The organism is Actinospica robiniae DSM 44927, assembly GCF_000504285.1.
Classification (GTDB): domain Bacteria; phylum Actinomycetota; class Actinomycetes; order Streptomycetales; family Catenulisporaceae; genus Actinospica; species Actinospica robiniae.
In genome coordinates, this window is sequence record NZ_KI632511.1 from 4,101,900 (window position 1) to 4,117,122 (window position 15,223).

13 protein-coding genes and 1 pseudogene are annotated in these 15,223 nt (G+C 73.8%); 2 read left to right on the forward strand and 12 right to left on the reverse strand.

The features are described from left to right. Position 1: 1 nt before the first annotated feature. From ACTRO_RS17410 to recN, 6 genes are all read right to left on the reverse strand, one after another. The gene (locus tag ACTRO_RS17410; protein ID WP_034264273.1) at positions 2-985 is read right to left on the reverse strand and encodes a glycosyltransferase family 4 protein; all 984 of its coding nucleotides are present in this window, start codon (positions 983-985) and stop codon (positions 2-4) included. Next, positions 985-2,757, reverse strand: coding sequence for a murein biosynthesis integral membrane protein MurJ (gene murJ / locus ACTRO_RS17415; RefSeq protein ID WP_051450986.1), 1,773 nt, complete (start codon positions 2,755-2,757; stop codon positions 985-987). Before murJ ends, ACTRO_RS17410 begins: the two co-directional genes overlap by 1 nt. Then, the gene (locus ACTRO_RS17420) at positions 2,750-3,742 is read right to left on the reverse strand and encodes a hypothetical protein (RefSeq protein WP_211244306.1); all 993 of its coding nucleotides are present in this window, start codon (positions 3,740-3,742) and stop codon (positions 2,750-2,752) included. The genes murJ and ACTRO_RS17420 overlap by 8 nt, the downstream gene beginning before the upstream one ends. A gap of 64 nt (positions 3,743-3,806) precedes the next feature. After that, complete coding sequence (locus ACTRO_RS17425) at positions 3,807-4,895, reverse strand: copper transporter (RefSeq protein WP_034264276.1); 1,089 nt, start codon at positions 4,893-4,895, stop codon at positions 3,807-3,809. Beyond that, on the reverse strand, positions 4,892-6,100 hold the full coding sequence (steA, locus tag ACTRO_RS17430) for a putative cytokinetic ring protein SteA (RefSeq protein WP_034264279.1): 1,209 nt from the start codon (positions 6,098-6,100) through the stop codon (positions 4,892-4,894). Before steA ends, ACTRO_RS17425 begins: the two co-directional genes overlap by 4 nt. A gap of 67 nt (positions 6,101-6,167) precedes the next feature. Continuing rightward, on the reverse strand, positions 6,168-7,946 hold the full coding sequence (gene recN / locus ACTRO_RS17435; protein WP_034264282.1) for a DNA repair protein RecN: 1,779 nt from the start codon (positions 7,944-7,946) through the stop codon (positions 6,168-6,170). Positions 7,947-8,304: 358 nt separating this feature from the next. Between recN and ACTRO_RS17440 the strand changes: the two genes are divergently transcribed. Beyond that, positions 8,305-9,360, forward strand: a complete 1,056-nt coding sequence (locus ACTRO_RS17440) for a C40 family peptidase (RefSeq protein ID WP_157436312.1) — start codon at positions 8,305-8,307, stop codon at positions 9,358-9,360. On the opposite strand, the gene ACTRO_RS17445 is transcribed toward ACTRO_RS17440, so the two are convergent. The 4 genes from ACTRO_RS17445 to ACTRO_RS17460 form a co-directional block, all read right to left on the reverse strand. Further along, a complete protein-coding gene (locus ACTRO_RS17445) occupies positions 9,345-10,523 on the reverse strand; it encodes a low temperature requirement protein A (protein WP_034264287.1) in 1,179 nt (392 codons plus the stop codon). The genes ACTRO_RS17440 and ACTRO_RS17445 overlap by 16 nt on opposite strands. A gap of 111 nt (positions 10,524-10,634) precedes the next feature. Beyond that, positions 10,635-11,621 (reverse strand): NAD kinase, encoded by a 987-nt coding sequence (locus ACTRO_RS17450; protein ID WP_034264289.1) that lies wholly within the window; start codon positions 11,619-11,621, stop codon positions 10,635-10,637. A 406-nt stretch (positions 11,622-12,027) separates the two neighbouring features. Then, positions 12,028-12,975: a TlyA family RNA methyltransferase gene (locus ACTRO_RS17455; protein WP_034264290.1), complete on the reverse strand. Its 948-nt coding sequence runs from the start codon at positions 12,973-12,975 to the stop codon at positions 12,028-12,030. 75 nt (positions 12,976-13,050) lie between these two features. Beyond that, positions 13,051-13,254: a hypothetical protein gene (locus tag ACTRO_RS17460; protein WP_051450988.1), complete on the reverse strand. Its 204-nt coding sequence runs from the start codon at positions 13,252-13,254 to the stop codon at positions 13,051-13,053. A 53-nt stretch (positions 13,255-13,307) separates the two neighbouring features. On the opposite strand from ACTRO_RS17460, the gene ACTRO_RS17465 reads away from it, so the two are divergent. Continuing rightward, positions 13,308-13,658, forward strand: coding sequence for an SCP2 sterol-binding domain-containing protein (locus tag ACTRO_RS17465; RefSeq protein ID WP_034264293.1), 351 nt, complete (start codon positions 13,308-13,310; stop codon positions 13,656-13,658). Between the two features lie 40 nt (positions 13,659-13,698). Here ACTRO_RS17465 and ACTRO_RS17470 read toward each other — a convergent pair. Together ACTRO_RS17470 and ACTRO_RS17475 are read right to left on the reverse strand one after the other, a co-directional pair. Then, positions 13,699-14,514 (reverse strand): annotated as a pseudogene (locus tag ACTRO_RS17470) (HAD-IIA family hydrolase); the annotation flags it as partial. Positions 14,515-14,591: 77 nt separating this feature from the next. Further along, entirely contained in the window at positions 14,592-15,062 is a 471-nt protein-coding gene (locus ACTRO_RS17475; protein WP_245594403.1) for a tetratricopeptide repeat protein, read from the reverse strand. Between the last annotated feature and the right edge of the window lie 161 nt (positions 15,063-15,223).

A 15,223-nucleotide genomic window follows, 5' to 3' on the forward strand; every position in this document is an offset into this window, starting at 1 on the left:
GTCAGGAGTACCACTGGCGCGCCAGGGCGAGCGCTTCGGCGGGCTGCGGCCAGCTCGCCGCGCGCGCCGGGCCGGCGGTGGTCAGGCGCTCGCGCAGCCGCGGGTCGGCCTCGATCCGGTGCACGGCCTCGGCGAGCGCGGACGCGTCGTTCCACGGCACGAGCAACGCCGCGTCGCCGACCAGCTGCGGCAGGCCGCCGACGGCCGTGGCCACCACGGGCAGACCCGCGCGCAACGCTTCCTGCACCACCAGGGCACGGGCTTCCCACTGCGACGCCAGGACGAACACGTCCGCTGCTTCGAGCAGGTCCGCGATGTCGGTGCGGTGGCCGAGCAGCGTCGCCGGCAGGCTTCTGGCGGCGATGCGGGCGGCGAGTTCGCCGCGCTGGGGCCCGTCTCCGGCGATCACCAGGCGGACCGGGCCGGTGGTCAGCATCTCCAGCGCGTCGAGCAGTACCGACATGCTCTTCTGCGGAGCGAGCCGGCCGATGCTCAGAAGCAGCAGCGCGTCCTCCTCGACGCCGAGCGCGGCGCGCATATCCGACCTCGAACTCGCAGCCTTGGGCAGCTCCGGTGCCGGCACCGGCACGAACGCGGCCGCCTTGGCCCCCAGGGATCTCGCTCGATGGACGAGGTCTGCCGAGGCCCCCAGCACGACGTCCGCGGGACGGATCGCGACCATCTCGACCGCGCGCGCGTCGACCGCGTTGTGCAGTGTGACGACGCGCCGGGGCCGCCGGGCCCGGCTCACCCCGAGCAGCGCGAGGTTGACCGCCGCGGCCGCCTTGACGCCATGCGCGTGGACGACCTCCGGCCGCTCACGCATCAATCTCCTGCGAAGGTTCGGCAGATCGGCCGGGTTGCGCCGCAGATCGACCGTGACCACCGCCACCTCGTCGCCCGCCGCGACGCAGTGCTCTGCGAGCGCGCGCACGTAGACGCCGATGCCTCCCGTGCTCGGCCCGAGCACCTGCATGACGCGCATCAGCGCCGCCGCCTGGTCCGGCTGCGGAAGCGGTCCAGCAACGGCCGCAGCTGCGCGCCGTCGAACGGCAGCACCACGCCCACGTACAGCGCCAGTGCGACGACCGTGCACAGCGGCCCGACGAGCAGCGCGGCGCGGGCGCTGGTCCAGCCGAAGCCGATGCCGATCCACCAGCCGGCGCCGCCCGCGACCACCGCCGCGAGAGCACCGGCCAGCGCGGTCCGGCCGAGGCCCGCGAACGCGCCGGGGCCCACCCGGCGGTGCACAGCGCGCAGCAGCAGGAGCCCGGCCAGCGACATCCCGAGCGAGTTGCCGACGCCCAGTGCGGTGACCGGCTGGGAGCGCCAGACGAAGATGAGCACCGCGTCCGCGGCAAAGACCACCAGCCAGCCGATCGACGTGGCCGAAGCCGCGTCCCGGCCGTACCCCGAGGCGTAGAGCACCCGGCCCAGCAGCGCGATCGCCGCGTAGCCCAGCAGCCCCGGCGCGAACGCCAGCAGACCGCCGGCCATCGACGCGGCGCCCGGGCCGGCGCTGCCGTGCGAGATGAACAGGCTCGACATCGGCCAGGCCACCGCCGCGAGCAGGCTCGCGCCCGCGAAGCCGGCCAGGGTCACCGCCCGCGCGGTCGCCGCGATGCCGGCCCGGTACGCCGGCTCGTCCTCGCTGTCGGCGAGCGCGGCGAGCTCGGTGAAGGCGCTGGTCGCGATCGGCACCACGAGCACCGCGTAGGGGAGCAGGTACACCGCCCAGCTGAAGTTGTAGACGGTCAGGGCGCCGCCGGTCGGGTCCGCGTAGTTCGTCAGGAACACCACGCCGAGCACCGCGCAGTTCTGCGCCACCAGCGTGATCATTCCGGCGGCGGCCAGCTGCCGCGCCTGGCGGGCGACGCCCGGGGCGAACCGCAGCGTCGGACGGATCCGGAAACCGGCCCGGCGCGCGGCCGGGACCAGGCTGAGCGCGAGCGTCGCCACGCCGAGCGTGGTGCCGATGCCCAGCACCAGCCAGGCGCCCTCGGTCAGCCGGCCCAGGTCGTCCGCGGCCCGCGGGTCGAGCACCCCGAAGGCCGAGTACGTGGCCACCATCACCAGGCTGGAGAGCAGCGGCGCTATCGCCGGGGAGAAGAACCTGCGGTCGGCCTGCAGCGCGGCGGAGAGCACCACGGCCACGCCGTAGAGCGGGATCTGCGGCATGAACAGGATCAGGAAGCGCCCGACCTGGTCCGGATACGTCCCGGCCGGCCCGTGCGGGCCGGCGATCAGCGCGCCGAGCGGTATGGCCAGCCCTATGCCGAGCAGGCACAACGGCAGCAGCACGCCGACCGCCCAGGTCAGCAGGGCCGAGACGGTGCGCGAGGCGTAGCCGCGTTCGCCCCGGCCCAACGGCCCGGCCAGCAGCGGCACCGCCACCCCGGCCAGCGCGCCGCCGGCCACGATGTCGAAGATGGTGTTCGGGATCTGATTCGCCGAGTTGTACGCGTCGGCCAGGTCGCCGTGCCCGACGGTGTGCGAGAAGACCAGGGTGCGCAGGAAGCCGAAGAGCCGGGAGAGCACGGTGACCCCGGCGATCATCGCCGCGGCCCGGGCCACCGAAGCGCCGCCGCTGAAGGACCCCGGCGAGTCGGACCGGTGCAGCTCGTCGACCGGTTCGAGCAGCGGGTCGTCGAGCCCGCGCGGGCCCGGCGGGTGCCGCCGGGACGGACGGGCCGGCTCCGCCGGCGGCGCGGACGCCGCCGAGACCGGCCGGCCTTGAGCGCGGGACTGCTCAGCCACGGGTATCCGGGTCGTGCGGCGGATCGTCGAGGTCGGCGGTGAGCACGGGGTCGGCCTCGGCCGCCCGGGCGGCCTGCGCGGGCACCTTGGCCTCGGTGACGGGACGGCGCCCGAGCCGGTCGAACGCGTCCAGCGGCGGGCACGCCGCGATCAGCCGGGTGAAGGAGACCTTCTCGCCGGCCAGGGTCACCGCCGTGAGCGCGGCCGCGCGCCACACCAGCCCGGCCCGCGACGCGCCGGCCGCCGCGGCCACGCCGAGCAGCGCGCCGAGGGCGTTGGCGCCGGCGTCGCCGAGCATCGCGCGCTCGCCGAGGTCCTCCGGCAGCAGCGCCGCCGCGGCGCCGAGCCCGGCCGCGCCGAGCACGAGGGCGCCGCGGTCCTCGGCCGGGCCGGCGGACCGGCGGACCAGGCCGGGGCCGGCGACCACGGCGGCCGCCTTCACCGCACGGCCCGGGCGCAGATCCAGCAGGTTGACGGCGTTCGCCGCGCCCGCGACCACGATCCCGGCCAAGGCCTTGTCCAGCACGCTGCCGCGCCGCACCAGGGCGCCGCAGCCGAGCCCGAGCGCGCCGATGCCGACGAGCTTGACGCCGCCGGTGGTCAGCTCGCCGTTCTTGAGGGCGCTGAGATGCCCGCGCAGTCCGCGCCGATCCGCGGTGCCGTAGAGGTCGTCGTAGGCGCCCAGCGCGCCCGCGCCGAGCGCGGCGGCGACCCCGGCGGTGCGCACCCGCGGCGCGAGCCCGGGGGCCAGCCACACGGCGGCGGCCGCGCCCGCGGCGTACGCCGGGCCCTCGAGCAGGGTGACCTGCTCGCCGCGGTGGTTGAGCCGGTTCCACCGCTCCGGGGCGAACAGCGCCGCGCCGAACGCCGCGCCCGCGCCGGGGTCGGTCCGGCGGGTGAGCCGCTGGGCCCCGCGCAGGCCGAGCCGCGCTCCGGCCGCTCCCACCGCCGCCGTCAGCAGTGCTGTGGCCGTCGCGTTCCGCATCGCCCGATCCGCCCTTAGCCTCATCGTCCGTCCTGCCCGCACCCGCTCCGCCCGCCCGCGCCGGTCAGCCGAGGCCGGCCAGGTTCGGCGGGACCAGCCCGTCGTTGTCCACGCCGGTGCCGTAGTGCCCGGCCACCGACGTACCGCCGCCCTGCAGCAGCTCGGCGAGGCAGAACACCGAGGCTACCTGTCCCATCGGCGAGTCGGTGTTATCGACGGTGGGGATGTCGTGCACGGAGACGGAGTCGGCGATCACCGCGGAGATCAGCCCGCCCTTGTCCGCGGACTGCCCGGAGCCGCCCACCACCGGCAGCGCCCCGCCCGCGCGCAGCGCCTGGGCGAGGGCCAGATACGTCTGGTTCTGGGCGTCGGTGCCGGTGCCGCTCGGCGCGGCCAGGTAGGTCAGGTTGGCCGGTCCCCACGCGGTCGGCGGGACGGTCATGGTGATCATGCCGTCCTTCTGGAAGTCCTGGAGCGTCTCGAGCGCGTCGGCCGGCGTCATCGCCGCGGTCGAGCCCGCCAAGGGGGTGCCGCTCCCCGCCCCGGCGCCGGGCGACGCGTTCGTCTTCGCGCCCACCGCCGTCGAGGGCGCGGTCGTCGGCGTCGACGAGGGCGAGGTGGACGGGTGGGCCGGCGCGGTCGAACCCTGCTGCGCCGCGGTCAGCGCCTCGCCGAGCAGCCGCGCCGCCTGCTGCTGCACGGTCGTGCCGGCGAGGGTCTGGCCGGCCGGGGTGTGCCGGGTGAGCAGGGCGGTCAGCTGCTGGCGCGAACCGTCGGCGGTGAACGAGGTGTTGATCGTGGTCTCGCTGCAGATCGAGGCGCCGCTCTGCTTCTGCAGCAGCGTGGCCATCGTGCCGTAGGCGTCCGCGTCCGCGCCGGCGATCTGGACCACCGCGACGCAGCCGGCGTCGAGCTGGTGGGCCACCAGGCCGGCCGCGGTGGCGGAGATGTACTTGTCCCGCTGCTCGACCTCGCCCTTGAGCTCGTTGATCTGCTCCTGCTGGCTCTTGATCTGCGAGTTGGACTGGGCCAGGCTGCCGCGCAGGCTGTCGGCCAGCCCCTTGGACAGGATGGACGCGCCGATCACCAGTCCGACGGTCAGCGCCAGGAACACCGCCACGATCGACACGACGTGGTACCGGAAATCGATCACGAGAAGAGCCCCTGCACCCAGAAGACGAAGTTGTCCCAGTATCCGCGCAGCACTTCCCCGTACGCGCCGGCCCAGGGCGAGACCGCGACCGCGGCCACCAATGTGACCACCGCGGCGGCGATCAGCAGCAGCAGCGAGCCGGAGGAGATCTGGCTGCGGTAGAGGCGGGAGACGCCCTTGGCGTCGACCAGCTTGCCGCCCACCCGCTGCCGGGTCAGGAAGGTCGAGGCCATGCCGGAGCGGCCCTTGTCCAGGTACTCGATCAGCGTGGTGTGCGTGCCCACGGTCACGATCAGCTTGGCGCCCTTCTCGTCGGCGAGCAGCAGCGCTATGTCCTCGCTGGTGCCGGTGGCCGGGAAGACGACGCCGTCCAGGCCGAGCCCGTGCAGCCGGTCCAGGCCCGGGGCCTTGCCGTCGCGGTAGGCGTGCACCACCATCTCCGCGCCGCATGTCAGGGCTTTGTCGGAGACCGAGTCCATGTCGCCGACGATCAGGCCGGGCTTGTATCCGGCCTCGATGATGGCGTCCGCGCCGCCGTCCACGCCGATCAGCACCGGCCGGAACTCGCGGATGTAGGGGCGCAGCGCGGCCAGGTCCTCTCGGTGGTGGTAGCCGCGCACCACCACGAGCACGTGCCGGTCCGCGAGGTCGGTGCGGATGTCCGGCACGCCCACGCCGTCGAGCAGCAGCTCGCGTTCCTTCTGCAGGTACTCGAGGGTGTTCTCGACGAAGGTCTCGAGCTGCGCGGACAGGCCGAACCTGGCCTCGTCCATGGCGGCGAGCACGAACGCCGCGTCGAGCAGCCGGCCGGCCGCGAGCGGGACGTCGCCGCGCAGCAGGATGTTGCCCTCCACCCGGACCCGCTCGCCCTCCTTGGCGATCTGGAACAGCTCGTCGCCGACCTCGTCGATCAGCGGGATGCCGGCGGTGACCAGGATCTCCGGGCCGAGGTTGGGGTAGCGCCCGGTGATCGAGACGGCGGCGTTGAGCACGGCCGCGGGCCGCGCGGCGACCAGCGCCTCGGCGGCGACTCGGTCGATGTCCTCGTGGTCGATCAGCGCGATGTCGCCCGGGCGCAGCCGCTTGGTGAGGTTCTTGGTGCGCCGGTCCATCCGCAGCGTCTGCTCCCCGAGCGTGGCGTCGGGGGCGCGCGCCTCGTCGGGGTCCTCGTTCCGGGCGCGCCGGGCGCGCGTGCTGCTGCTCATGGTCTCCCCCATCCTGCCAGGTCCCCGGGCCTGCGCGCGTCCGGCCCGGGATCTTCTCGCCGGATCTTCAGGCCGCGCCGGAGCCGGCCCGCCCCCGCTCGGCCGCCGCCGCGTCGACGAGCTCGCGCGCGTGGTCCTTGGCGGAGTCGGACTCGGTGTGCCCGGAGAGCATCCGGGCGATCTCGGTATAGCGGTCCGCGTCGGCGACCACGGTCACGTCCGAGGAGGTGACCGCGCCGGCGGTGTCCTTGGCCACCACCAGCTGCCGGTCGGCGAACGCGGCGACCTGCGGCAGGTGGGTGACCACGATGACCTGGCAGCTGCGGGCGAGCCGGGCCAGCCGGCGGCCCACCTCGATCGCCGCCTGGCCGCCCACACCCTGGTCGACCTCGTCGAACACCAGGGTCGGGACCGGGTCGGCGCCGGCGAAGACCACCTCGATGGCCAGCATGACCCGGCTGAGCTCGCCGCCGGAGGCGCCCTTGGCGATCGGCAGGAACGGCGCGCCGGGGTGCGGCGCGAGCAGCAGTTCCACCTCGTCCCGGCCGGACGGGCCGAACTCCTCCCGGCCGTTGACCCGCACCTCGATCCGGGCGTGCGGCATGGCCAGCGCGGCCAGCTCGGTGCCGACGGCGGCGGCGAAGGTGCCCGCCGCCTCCGTGCGCAGCGCGCTGACCTGGTCGGCGAGCGGGGCGAGGCGCGCGTGCAGGTCGTCCCGGCGGCCGGTCATCTCGTCGATGCGGCCGTCGTCGCCCTCGAGCTCGGCCAGCCGCAGCGCGGCGCGCTCGCCCCAGGCCAGCACGGCGCCGACGGTGACCTCCGGCTCGGCCTCGAGGTAGCGCCCGACGTGGCGGCACAGCGCGTCCAGGTCGGCCACCCGCTCGTGCGCGTGCTCGAGCCGGGCCGGGTCGGCCTCGATCCCGGCCAGGTAGCCGGCCAGGTCGGCGGCGGATTCGGTCAGCTGCCAGTAGAGGTCTTCCAGCCGGCCGGCCAGCGCGGCGAGCGCCGGGTCCTTGTCCTTCTCCGGATCCAGCGCGCGGCGGGCGTGGTTGAGCAGGGTCAGCGCGTCGCCCACGGACTCCGGGGAGTCCTGGGCGCTCAGGGCCTCGTGCGCGCGGGCGGCCGCGGTGCGCAGCGACTCGGCGCTGCCCAGGCGGTCGATCTCGGCGACGAGCTCCTCGCGCTCGCCCTCGCGCGGCTCGGCCTTCTCGATCTCGGCCAGGCCGTAGCGCAGCGCGTCGGCCTCGCGGAACCGCTCGGCGGCGCGGGTGGTCAGCTCGTCGATCTCGGCGCAGACGGCCTTGTACTCCGTATATGCAGCGCGGTAGGCGCCGAGCACGCCCAGCAGCGGTTCGGCGGCGTACCGGTCGAGCGCGTCGCGCTGGCGCGCGGGCTGGCGCAGCAGCTGCTGCGAGGACTGGCCGTGCATGGCCACCAGGTCCTCGGCGAGCTCGGCGAGCACGGCCACCGGCACCGGCTGGCCGCCGAGGAAGGCGCGCGAACCGCTCGATCCGGCCGCCGCGACCGCGCGGTTGATCAGGAGTTCGGAGCGCTCGCCGCCGTCCGGCGCCGGGTCGGCGGGGTCGAGGGCGGCGCCGTACTCCTGGGCGCGCTTGGCCGCGCGCGAGGCGTCGGCCAGCTCCAGGCGTCCTTCGACCACGGCGCGCTCCACCCCGGGCCGGACCCGGCCGGACTCGGCGCGGTCGCCGAAGAGCAGCCCCAGCCCGGTCACGACCATGGTCTTGCCCGCGCCGGTCTCCCCGGTGACGGCGTTGAAACCCGGCGCGAATCGGAGAACCGCGTCTTCGATCACGCCGAGCCCGCGGATGCGCATCTGCTCCAGCACACAATGAGATTAGCCGGTTCCGACGGGTACGCGGGCGTCCGGGCGGCGATCTTAGGGTCCGGACCACTTGGCGACAACACGTCGGTAACACGGGGGTGGCGCCAGGCGCCGTGACCAGCCCGTGATATCGGCCCGGAAGGTCCGATTCATCCCGGGAGCGAAACGGGCATACAACGGCGCACTGCGACAATCCGTTCGGTGCCGCGCGCACGGCGCCGACGGGCCGGATCCGGCCCGACGCAAAGCAATTTCGGCCATGGACTACCTCTGCGGAGTGAGTCCCTGGCAAGGTAACGGTTCAGCCCGTCCATACCTCGTTCAGTCTGAGTTCTGCCCTCAGAAGGGATTGTGGGAGTCCATGAGCACCGCCACGCACCGCGCACCGAAGGCCGTCACGCCCCGAAAAGCCACCGCCGTCGCAGTGGTCGGACTGACCGCCGGATCGGTGGCGATCAGCGCGGGCTCCAGCCAGGCGCTCACCCTGGCCCAGGCCAAGGCGCAGTACCAGGCGGACGAGGGCAAGGCCGAGGCGGCCGGCCAGGTATACGACCAGCAGGAGCAGGCCTACGCCCAGCTCCAGCAGAAGATCAACGCGCTGCAGAACCAGATCAGCACGCAGAACGCGCAGGTCGCCCAGCTCCAGGGCGCCATCGGCTCGCAGGCCGCGGCCCAGTACCGCAGCAGCGGCGTGAGCAGCACCCTCGAGCTGACCCTCTCGGCCAGCCCCGACACCTACCTGGACAAGGTCTCCGGCGAGAGCGAGATCGCCTCGCAGGAGGCCGAGCAGCTCAAGACGCTCAAGTCCGACCAGGCCGAGCTCGCCCAGGAGCAGGCCCTCGCGGCCCAGCTGACCAAGCAGCAGGCGGCCGCGCTCGCTTCGGCCCAGTCGGCCAAGGCCGAGGCCGACCAGCTGGCCAAGGAGGCCAAGGACCTGGTCGCCTCGCTCACCCCGTCCGAGCAGCAGGCGATGAACCTCGGCAGCGGCGGCATGTGGACGCACTACTCCGGCACGCTGCCGGTGCCCACCGGCCGCAACGCCATAGCCGTGGCCTACGCCGAGTCCAAGATCGGTGACCCCTACGTCTACGCCGCCAACGGGCCCAACGCGTTCGACTGCTCCGGTCTGGTCCAGCAGGCCTGGCTGGCCGCCGGCGTCTCGCTGCCGCGCACCTCGTTCGACATGTGGGACCAGCTGCCGCACATCAGCCGGGCGCAGCTGCAGCCGGGCGACCTGATCTACTTCCTCGAGCCGGGCGCGTCGGCGAGCGACGGCCCCGGCCACGTCGGGATGTACCTCGGCAACGGCATGATGGAGCACGCGACCCACCCCGGTTCGTACGTCCAGTTCGCCTCGATCGACCCGTCCTCCGAGTACTACGTCAACATGACGATCCTGGGCTACTCCGGCGTCTGATCCGCCCGGCGCCCCACGTAGACCCCGGCGGTCAGCGCGACCGTGCAGCACGCCCCAGCCAAGATGACCGCGTAGCCGCCTGCCTGAGTACACAGCAGGACGGCGACCGCGGTCATCGGCATGAGCGCCTGTGCCCGGCCGTGCTTGAAGAACCGGCCCTGCAGCCCCCAGACGGCGAGGTAGTACACCGCCGTCGGCACGGTCACGGCCGCCGCGGCCAGGCGCGCCGAGATGTGGTCCTCGCCGGTCGTCCAGGCCGCGCCCACCTCCATCCCGGCACCGATCGACGCGGCAGCCGCGAAGACGACGTAGTGCCCGTATCCCCAGAGGAACGGCGAGAGCTGACGCTCCAGCAGATCGGCCATCTCGTGGGCGAAGTAGATCCACCAGGCCGAGAAGACGATCAGCAGGCCGCCGAGGGCGAGCGCGAGCAACTCCTTGAGATCCTCCTGCGCCACGGTCGCCTCCTGCACCGCCACGGTGGCGGCCGAGACGGTCTCCCCCAGCACGATCAGGGTGAACAGGCCGTAGCGTTCGGCGATGTGGTGCGGGTGGAAGGGGAGGCGCCCGGCCCGCCCGGCCCAGTAGGGCACCGTGATCTCGGCCGCCACCAGCACGGCGAATCCGATGTCGTAGTCGGCCTTGTCGTGCACGAGCTGGAGTAGCACCCAGAACACCTGGATGACGAACACGCCCCACCCCCAGCGCGCGGCCGTGCCGCGCAGCTCGGGGTTGTCCCGGTACACGCGCAGCCACTGCGAACAGAAAGCCAGGCGCAGCACCACGTATCCGACCACCACGAGGTGGAAGTCGTGCTCGGCGAAGGCCCGCGGCACCGCCGCCGCGATGATCAGCGACCCGGCGATCTGGACGAAGGTGGCCAGCCGGAACGGGATGTCGTCGGGGTCGAAGGAGGTGGCGAACCAGGAGTAGTTCATCCACGGCCACCACACCGCGAAGAAGACCGCCGCGTAAGAGGCGAGCCCGTGCCCCACCTGCCCCGCGCCCACGGCCAGCGCCAGCTCCCGGCCGGCCTGGCCGACCGCGACGACGAAGCAGAGGTCGAAGAAGAGCTCCAGCGGTGTGGAGACCCGGTTGCTCTCGCCCTTTTCCCGGGCCTGGACCGCGCCGACGGGTTGTCTGAGCCGAGGGACACGCACCATCCGCCCAGCTTGCCAGACTATTGAGGTACCTCGGCGGCAGCGCGAGCCTCGGCGCGGCGGACGGAGGCGCGGCGGACGGACGGTGGCCGGGCGTGAGCCGCGGCGCCCCCGCTACCGGATCGCCCGCCATCCCTCCACCGGCAGCGCGAACTTCGCCACCAGCCGGTCGGTGAACGGCGCCTGGTGCAGCCGGGCCAGCCGCACCGCGCGCTCTCCCCGCCGCACCTCGATCCGCGAGCCCGCCGGCAGCTGCAGCGTGCGCCGGCCGTCGCACCAGAGCACGCCCGAGCCTTCGTGCCCGTGCCCCTGCTCGAACTCCTCGGTGGTGCCGGCGGACGCGTCCATCGACACCCCGGCCAGGTGCTCGACGACCGCGCCGTCCTGCACGTTGATGGCGAGCATCGACGACGGCGCGGCCACCAGCGGCCGGGCGAAGAGCGCGTGCGCCGAGATCGGTACCAGCAGCAGCGCCTCCACACCCGGCCACACGATCGGGCCGCCGGCGGAGAAGGCATAGGCGGTGGAGCCGGTGGGCGTGGCGCAGATGACGCCGTCGCAGCCCCAGCGGGAGAGCGGCCGCCCGTCCACCTCGACCAGGACCTCGAGCATCCGCTCGCGCGAGCGCTTCTCCACCGACGCCTCGTTCAGCGCCCAGGTCTGCCCGACCAGCCGTCCGCCCGCGGTGACCTGGACGTCGAGCGTCATCCGCTCCTCGACCTCGTACCGCTGGTCCACGATGCGTTCGACGACCTCGTGCAGGTCCTCGAGCTCGGCCTCGGCCAGGAAGCCGACCCGCCCGAGGTTCACGCCGAGCAGCGGGATGTCGGCCATCCGCGCCAGCTCCGCCCCGCGCAGCAGCGTCCCGTCCCCGCCGAGCACGACGACGAGTTCGCAGCCCTCGACGGCGTGCCGGTCCTCGGGCACGATCCAGCTGCCCGGCTCGCCGACCTCCAGCCGGTCGAGCTCGACCTCGGGCGCGAGCATCCGCACGCCGATCCCGGCCACGGAGAGCCAGTGCGCCACCTTGCGCGCGGCGTCGCGCGCCTCGCTGCGGCCGGTGTGGGTGATGAGCAGGACGGTGCGCTCGGACTCGTTCACCGGTCCTCCCTTCGAGCGGTGCCGATCTGCGGGTGCAGTGGGTGGTGAGGGTGCTGTGGATCGGACAGTACGGCATCCGCGCCCACGGCGACGGCGCGATCGGGCCGCCCCGGATGATGCACGCGAGCACCGACGGGTTGCGCATGCGCTTCGCCGGAAGGCGCGACACGTCCGCGCAACGCGGGGCGAGATTCCTTTGCCAGCCCGGAGAACGCGCGACCGGGTTGCGCGACAGGCCCGCAGAACGCACGGCAGGGCTCACGCAGGGCCCCGGCCGAGTAGCGAGCACCTCGGATTACCGAGCCGTCCGTACGTGCCCGCACGCCCGCTCTCCGCCCCGCCTCAGGCCCCATTGCCATGGCGGTCTCCTTCCGCGCCGCGCCTGCGCGCTCCGATACGTACGTCCCTACGCCGCCGAACTCGGCGTGCCCCCTGAGTTCCCCGCGCCCTGCGTGTTCTCGGCGTCCGCCGAGCTCTCTGCGCCCCCTGTGCCCTCGACGCCGTCTTTCGCCACGCTGCCCTTCGCCGTGCCGGCCGGCCCCTGCGCCACCGCGCGCGCCACATCCTCGTCCCGCAGCGGCTCCGCGCCGCGACGCAACCACAGGAAGTACTCCACGTTGCCGCTCGGCCCGGGCAGCGGGCTGGCGGTGACGCCAAGCACGCCGAGACCGAGCTCGCGCGCCGAGGCGGCGACCGTGCGCACGGCCTCGGCGTGCAGCGCCGGGTCGCGCACGACGCCGCCCGTGCCGAGGCGTTCCCGGCCGACCTCGAACTGCGGCTTGACCATCAGCGCGAAGTCCGCGTCCGGCAGGGCGCAGCGCGACAGGGCCGGCAGCACCAGCGTCAAGGAGATGAACGAAAGATCCCCCACCACCAGTTCCACCGGCTCGCCGCCGATCTGATGGAGGGTGAGTTCGCGCACATTCGTGCGGTCCACCACGACGACCCGCGGGTTGTTCTGCAGCTCCCACACCAGCTGGCCGTAGCCGACGTCGACCGCGACCACCTGCCGCGCGCCGGCCCGCAGCAGCACGTCGGTGAAGCCGCCGGTGGACGCGCCGGCGTCCAGGGCGCGCCGCCCTTCCACACTCAGCCCGCCGGGGCCGCGGCCGAACGCGGCCAGGGCCCCGGCCAGCTTGTGGCCGCCGCGTGAGGCGTACTCCGGCTCGCCCTCGGGCGCGGCCGCGACCACGATCGCGGCCGAGGTCTCCACCTGGGTCGCCGCCTTGGTCGCCCGCTGCCCGCCCACGCTGACCCGCCCGGCCGCGATCAGCTCCACCGCCTGCTCGCGCGAGCGCGCCAGCCGGCGCCTGACCAGTTCCGCGTCGAGACGCCGTCGCGCCTGACCTGCCATGCTCTGCTCGTTCTCTTTTCCCCGTCGACGGTGCCCCGCTGCGTCCGGATCGGCGCGCTAGTTCGAAGACACGGCCTAGCGGCCCAGATCGGCCAGCGCCGCCTGCAGCGCCTGGTGCACTCCGTCGTAGACCTCCGGGTGCTGATCGGTGGACCGCTCGCCCAGCTCCCGCAGCCGGTCCAGTGCGTCGTCGACCGCCTCGTCGCCGGTGGGCTCGGGTTCCGGGAACGGCGTGTCGGCCTGGGCCTGCGGCAGCTCGGCGATCTCGGGGCTGTTCATGGACAAGACGGTATCGCGTGCAGCCGACAACCGGGATGTGTAGGGTGCCTTGCGTGGCGACCAAGGAGGAATGCGCGGCGGCGCTCGACCGGCTGGCGGCGAAGCTCGGCGGACTGGACGACGCGCGGCGTGCCGGCAACGGCGACGAGCGCACCGTCAGCTGCACCGTCCCGGACCTCGGCGTCGCCTTCCACGGCCGGCTCAAGGACGCGCGGCTGATCGACGTCGTCGCCTATGACGACGTCAGATCGGTGCCGCAGGCGCAGATCCGGCTGACCATCCCCAGCGACGACCTGCCGGCGCTGGTGGACGGACGGCTCAACTTCCTGCAGGCACTCGGTTCCGGCCGGATCAAGGTGAGCGCGTCCTTCGGCGACATGCTCAAGCTGCGCAAGATCTTCTGACACCGATCCGCGCGGCCCGCACGGTCCGTCAGCCCGCCTGCAGCAGCGCCCTGAGGTCCTCGGCGACGTAGGTGGGCCGGTGCGCCCCGTCCGCGGCGTCGGCCTGCTCCCGTGTGGTCACGCCGGTGAGCACCAGCAGCGAGTCCACCCCGGCCCGGTTCGCGCCCTCGATGTCGGTGTCGAGCCGGTCGCCGACCACCAGCGGACGCTCGGCCTTGGTGCGCAGCATCGTCTCGCGGTGCAGCGCGATCTCCGGCTTCCCGGCCACCCGCGGCCACTGGCCCGGGCAGGCCTGGGCGACTGCGGTCACCAGCGCGCCGTTGCCGGGGGCGATGCCGCGCGCGGTCGGCATGGTCAGGTCGGTGTTGGCGGCGAACCACGGCACACCGCGCTGTACCGCGTACGCGATCTCGGCGAGGTCCGTCCAGGAGGTGTCCGGCCGGTAGCCCTGCACGGCCGCGGCCGGGTCGTCGTCGGCCGAGGTGACCGGGACCAGGCCGCGCTCGGTCAGCGCCACTTTCAGCCCTTCACCGCCGACCGCGAGCACCTTCGAGCCGGCCGGCACCGACTCGGCGATCATCCGGGCGACCGCCTGGGCCGCGGTGACCACGTCCTCCGGCTTGGCCGGCAGTCCGAGCTCGACCAGGTGCTGGGCGACGGCCTCCGGGGTGCGCGAGGCGTTGTTGGTGACGTATGCCAGGCGCATGCCCTGGTCGGCCGCCGCGAGCAGGGCGGAGACGGCGTGCGGGACGGCGTCGGGGCCGCGGTAGACCACCCCGTCGAGGTCGAGCAGGGCGGTGTCGTAGCGGCGGGCGAGCGGCAGCGTCGAGTGCGGCGATGTCGAGTCTTGGGTCACCCCTCGATCTTACTGAGCGCCGCCGCCGGGCGATCCGGCCAGGTACGGCCGGGGCCCGGGCGACGCCGGGGACCGCGTCAGCGCTGCTCCTGCGGCGGCCGGTGGGCGTGGGCCCGCGCCGTCGCCCGCGCGCCGCGCAGAGCAAGCGTGTAGTAGTTCACATCCGGGCGCATCGCCGCGGCCACGGCCAGATGCTCGACCGCCAGGTCGAACCGGCCGAGCTTCGCCGCCGACAGGCCCCAGCCGAACTGGGCGTAGTCGTCGTCCGGGTCCTCCTCGACCAGGCGCTGGAAGGAGACCACCGCCTCGTCGTACTGCTCGGAGTCGAACTGGGCCCGGGCGAGGGCCTCGAGCACGGACCGGGAGTGCGGAACCCGGGCGGCCGCGCGCCGGAGCACCTGGGAGGCGGTGGCCGGGTCGCCCTCGTCGAGCAGTTGCACGCCCCGCTGGTACCAGTCGTAGACCTCGCCGCTGGGCAGGCCCTGCTCCTGCTCGTCCGCCTCGTCCAGCCAGCCGTTCTCGCCCTGCTGCCGCTCGCCCGCCATCATCCCGCGCCTCCTACCCGTCCCGTCACCCGATCCCGAAGAGGTCGGTGGTTGCGTGACTCCCTATAGAGCCGTACCTTCCCCGCTCCTCGTCCGCTCGATGCCTCAACGTCGACCACACCACCCGTTCACCGGAGAGGCACGGTCCCCTTTAGCATTTCGCT

Excerpts from the sequence above, each read along its gene's own strand:
- ACTRO_RS17410 (WP_034264273.1), bottom strand. The coding sequence starts at position 985 with ATGCGCGTCATGCAGGTGCTCGGGCCGAGCACGGGAGGCATCGGCGTC.
- ACTRO_RS17420 (WP_211244306.1), bottom strand. The coding sequence starts at position 3,742 with ATGCGGAACGCGACGGCCACAGCACTGCTGACGGCGGCGGTGGGAGCG.
- steA (WP_034264279.1), bottom strand. The coding sequence starts at position 6,100 with ATGAGCAGCAGCACGCGCGCCCGGCGCGCCCGGAACGAGGACCCCGAC.
- ACTRO_RS17440 (WP_157436312.1), top strand. The coding sequence starts at position 8,305 with ATGAGCACCGCCACGCACCGCGCACCGAAGGCCGTCACGCCCCGAAAA.
- ACTRO_RS17445 (WP_034264287.1), bottom strand. The coding sequence starts at position 10,523 with ATGGTGCGTGTCCCTCGGCTCAGACAACCCGTCGGCGCGGTCCAGGCC.
- ACTRO_RS17455 (WP_034264290.1), bottom strand. The coding sequence starts at position 12,975 with ATGGCAGGTCAGGCGCGACGGCGTCTCGACGCGGAACTGGTCAGGCGC.
- ACTRO_RS17460 (WP_051450988.1), bottom strand. The coding sequence starts at position 13,254 with ATGAACAGCCCCGAGATCGCCGAGCTGCCGCAGGCCCAGGCCGACACG.
- ACTRO_RS17475 (WP_245594403.1), bottom strand. The coding sequence starts at position 15,062 with ATGATGGCGGGCGAGCGGCAGCAGGGCGAGAACGGCTGGCTGGACGAG.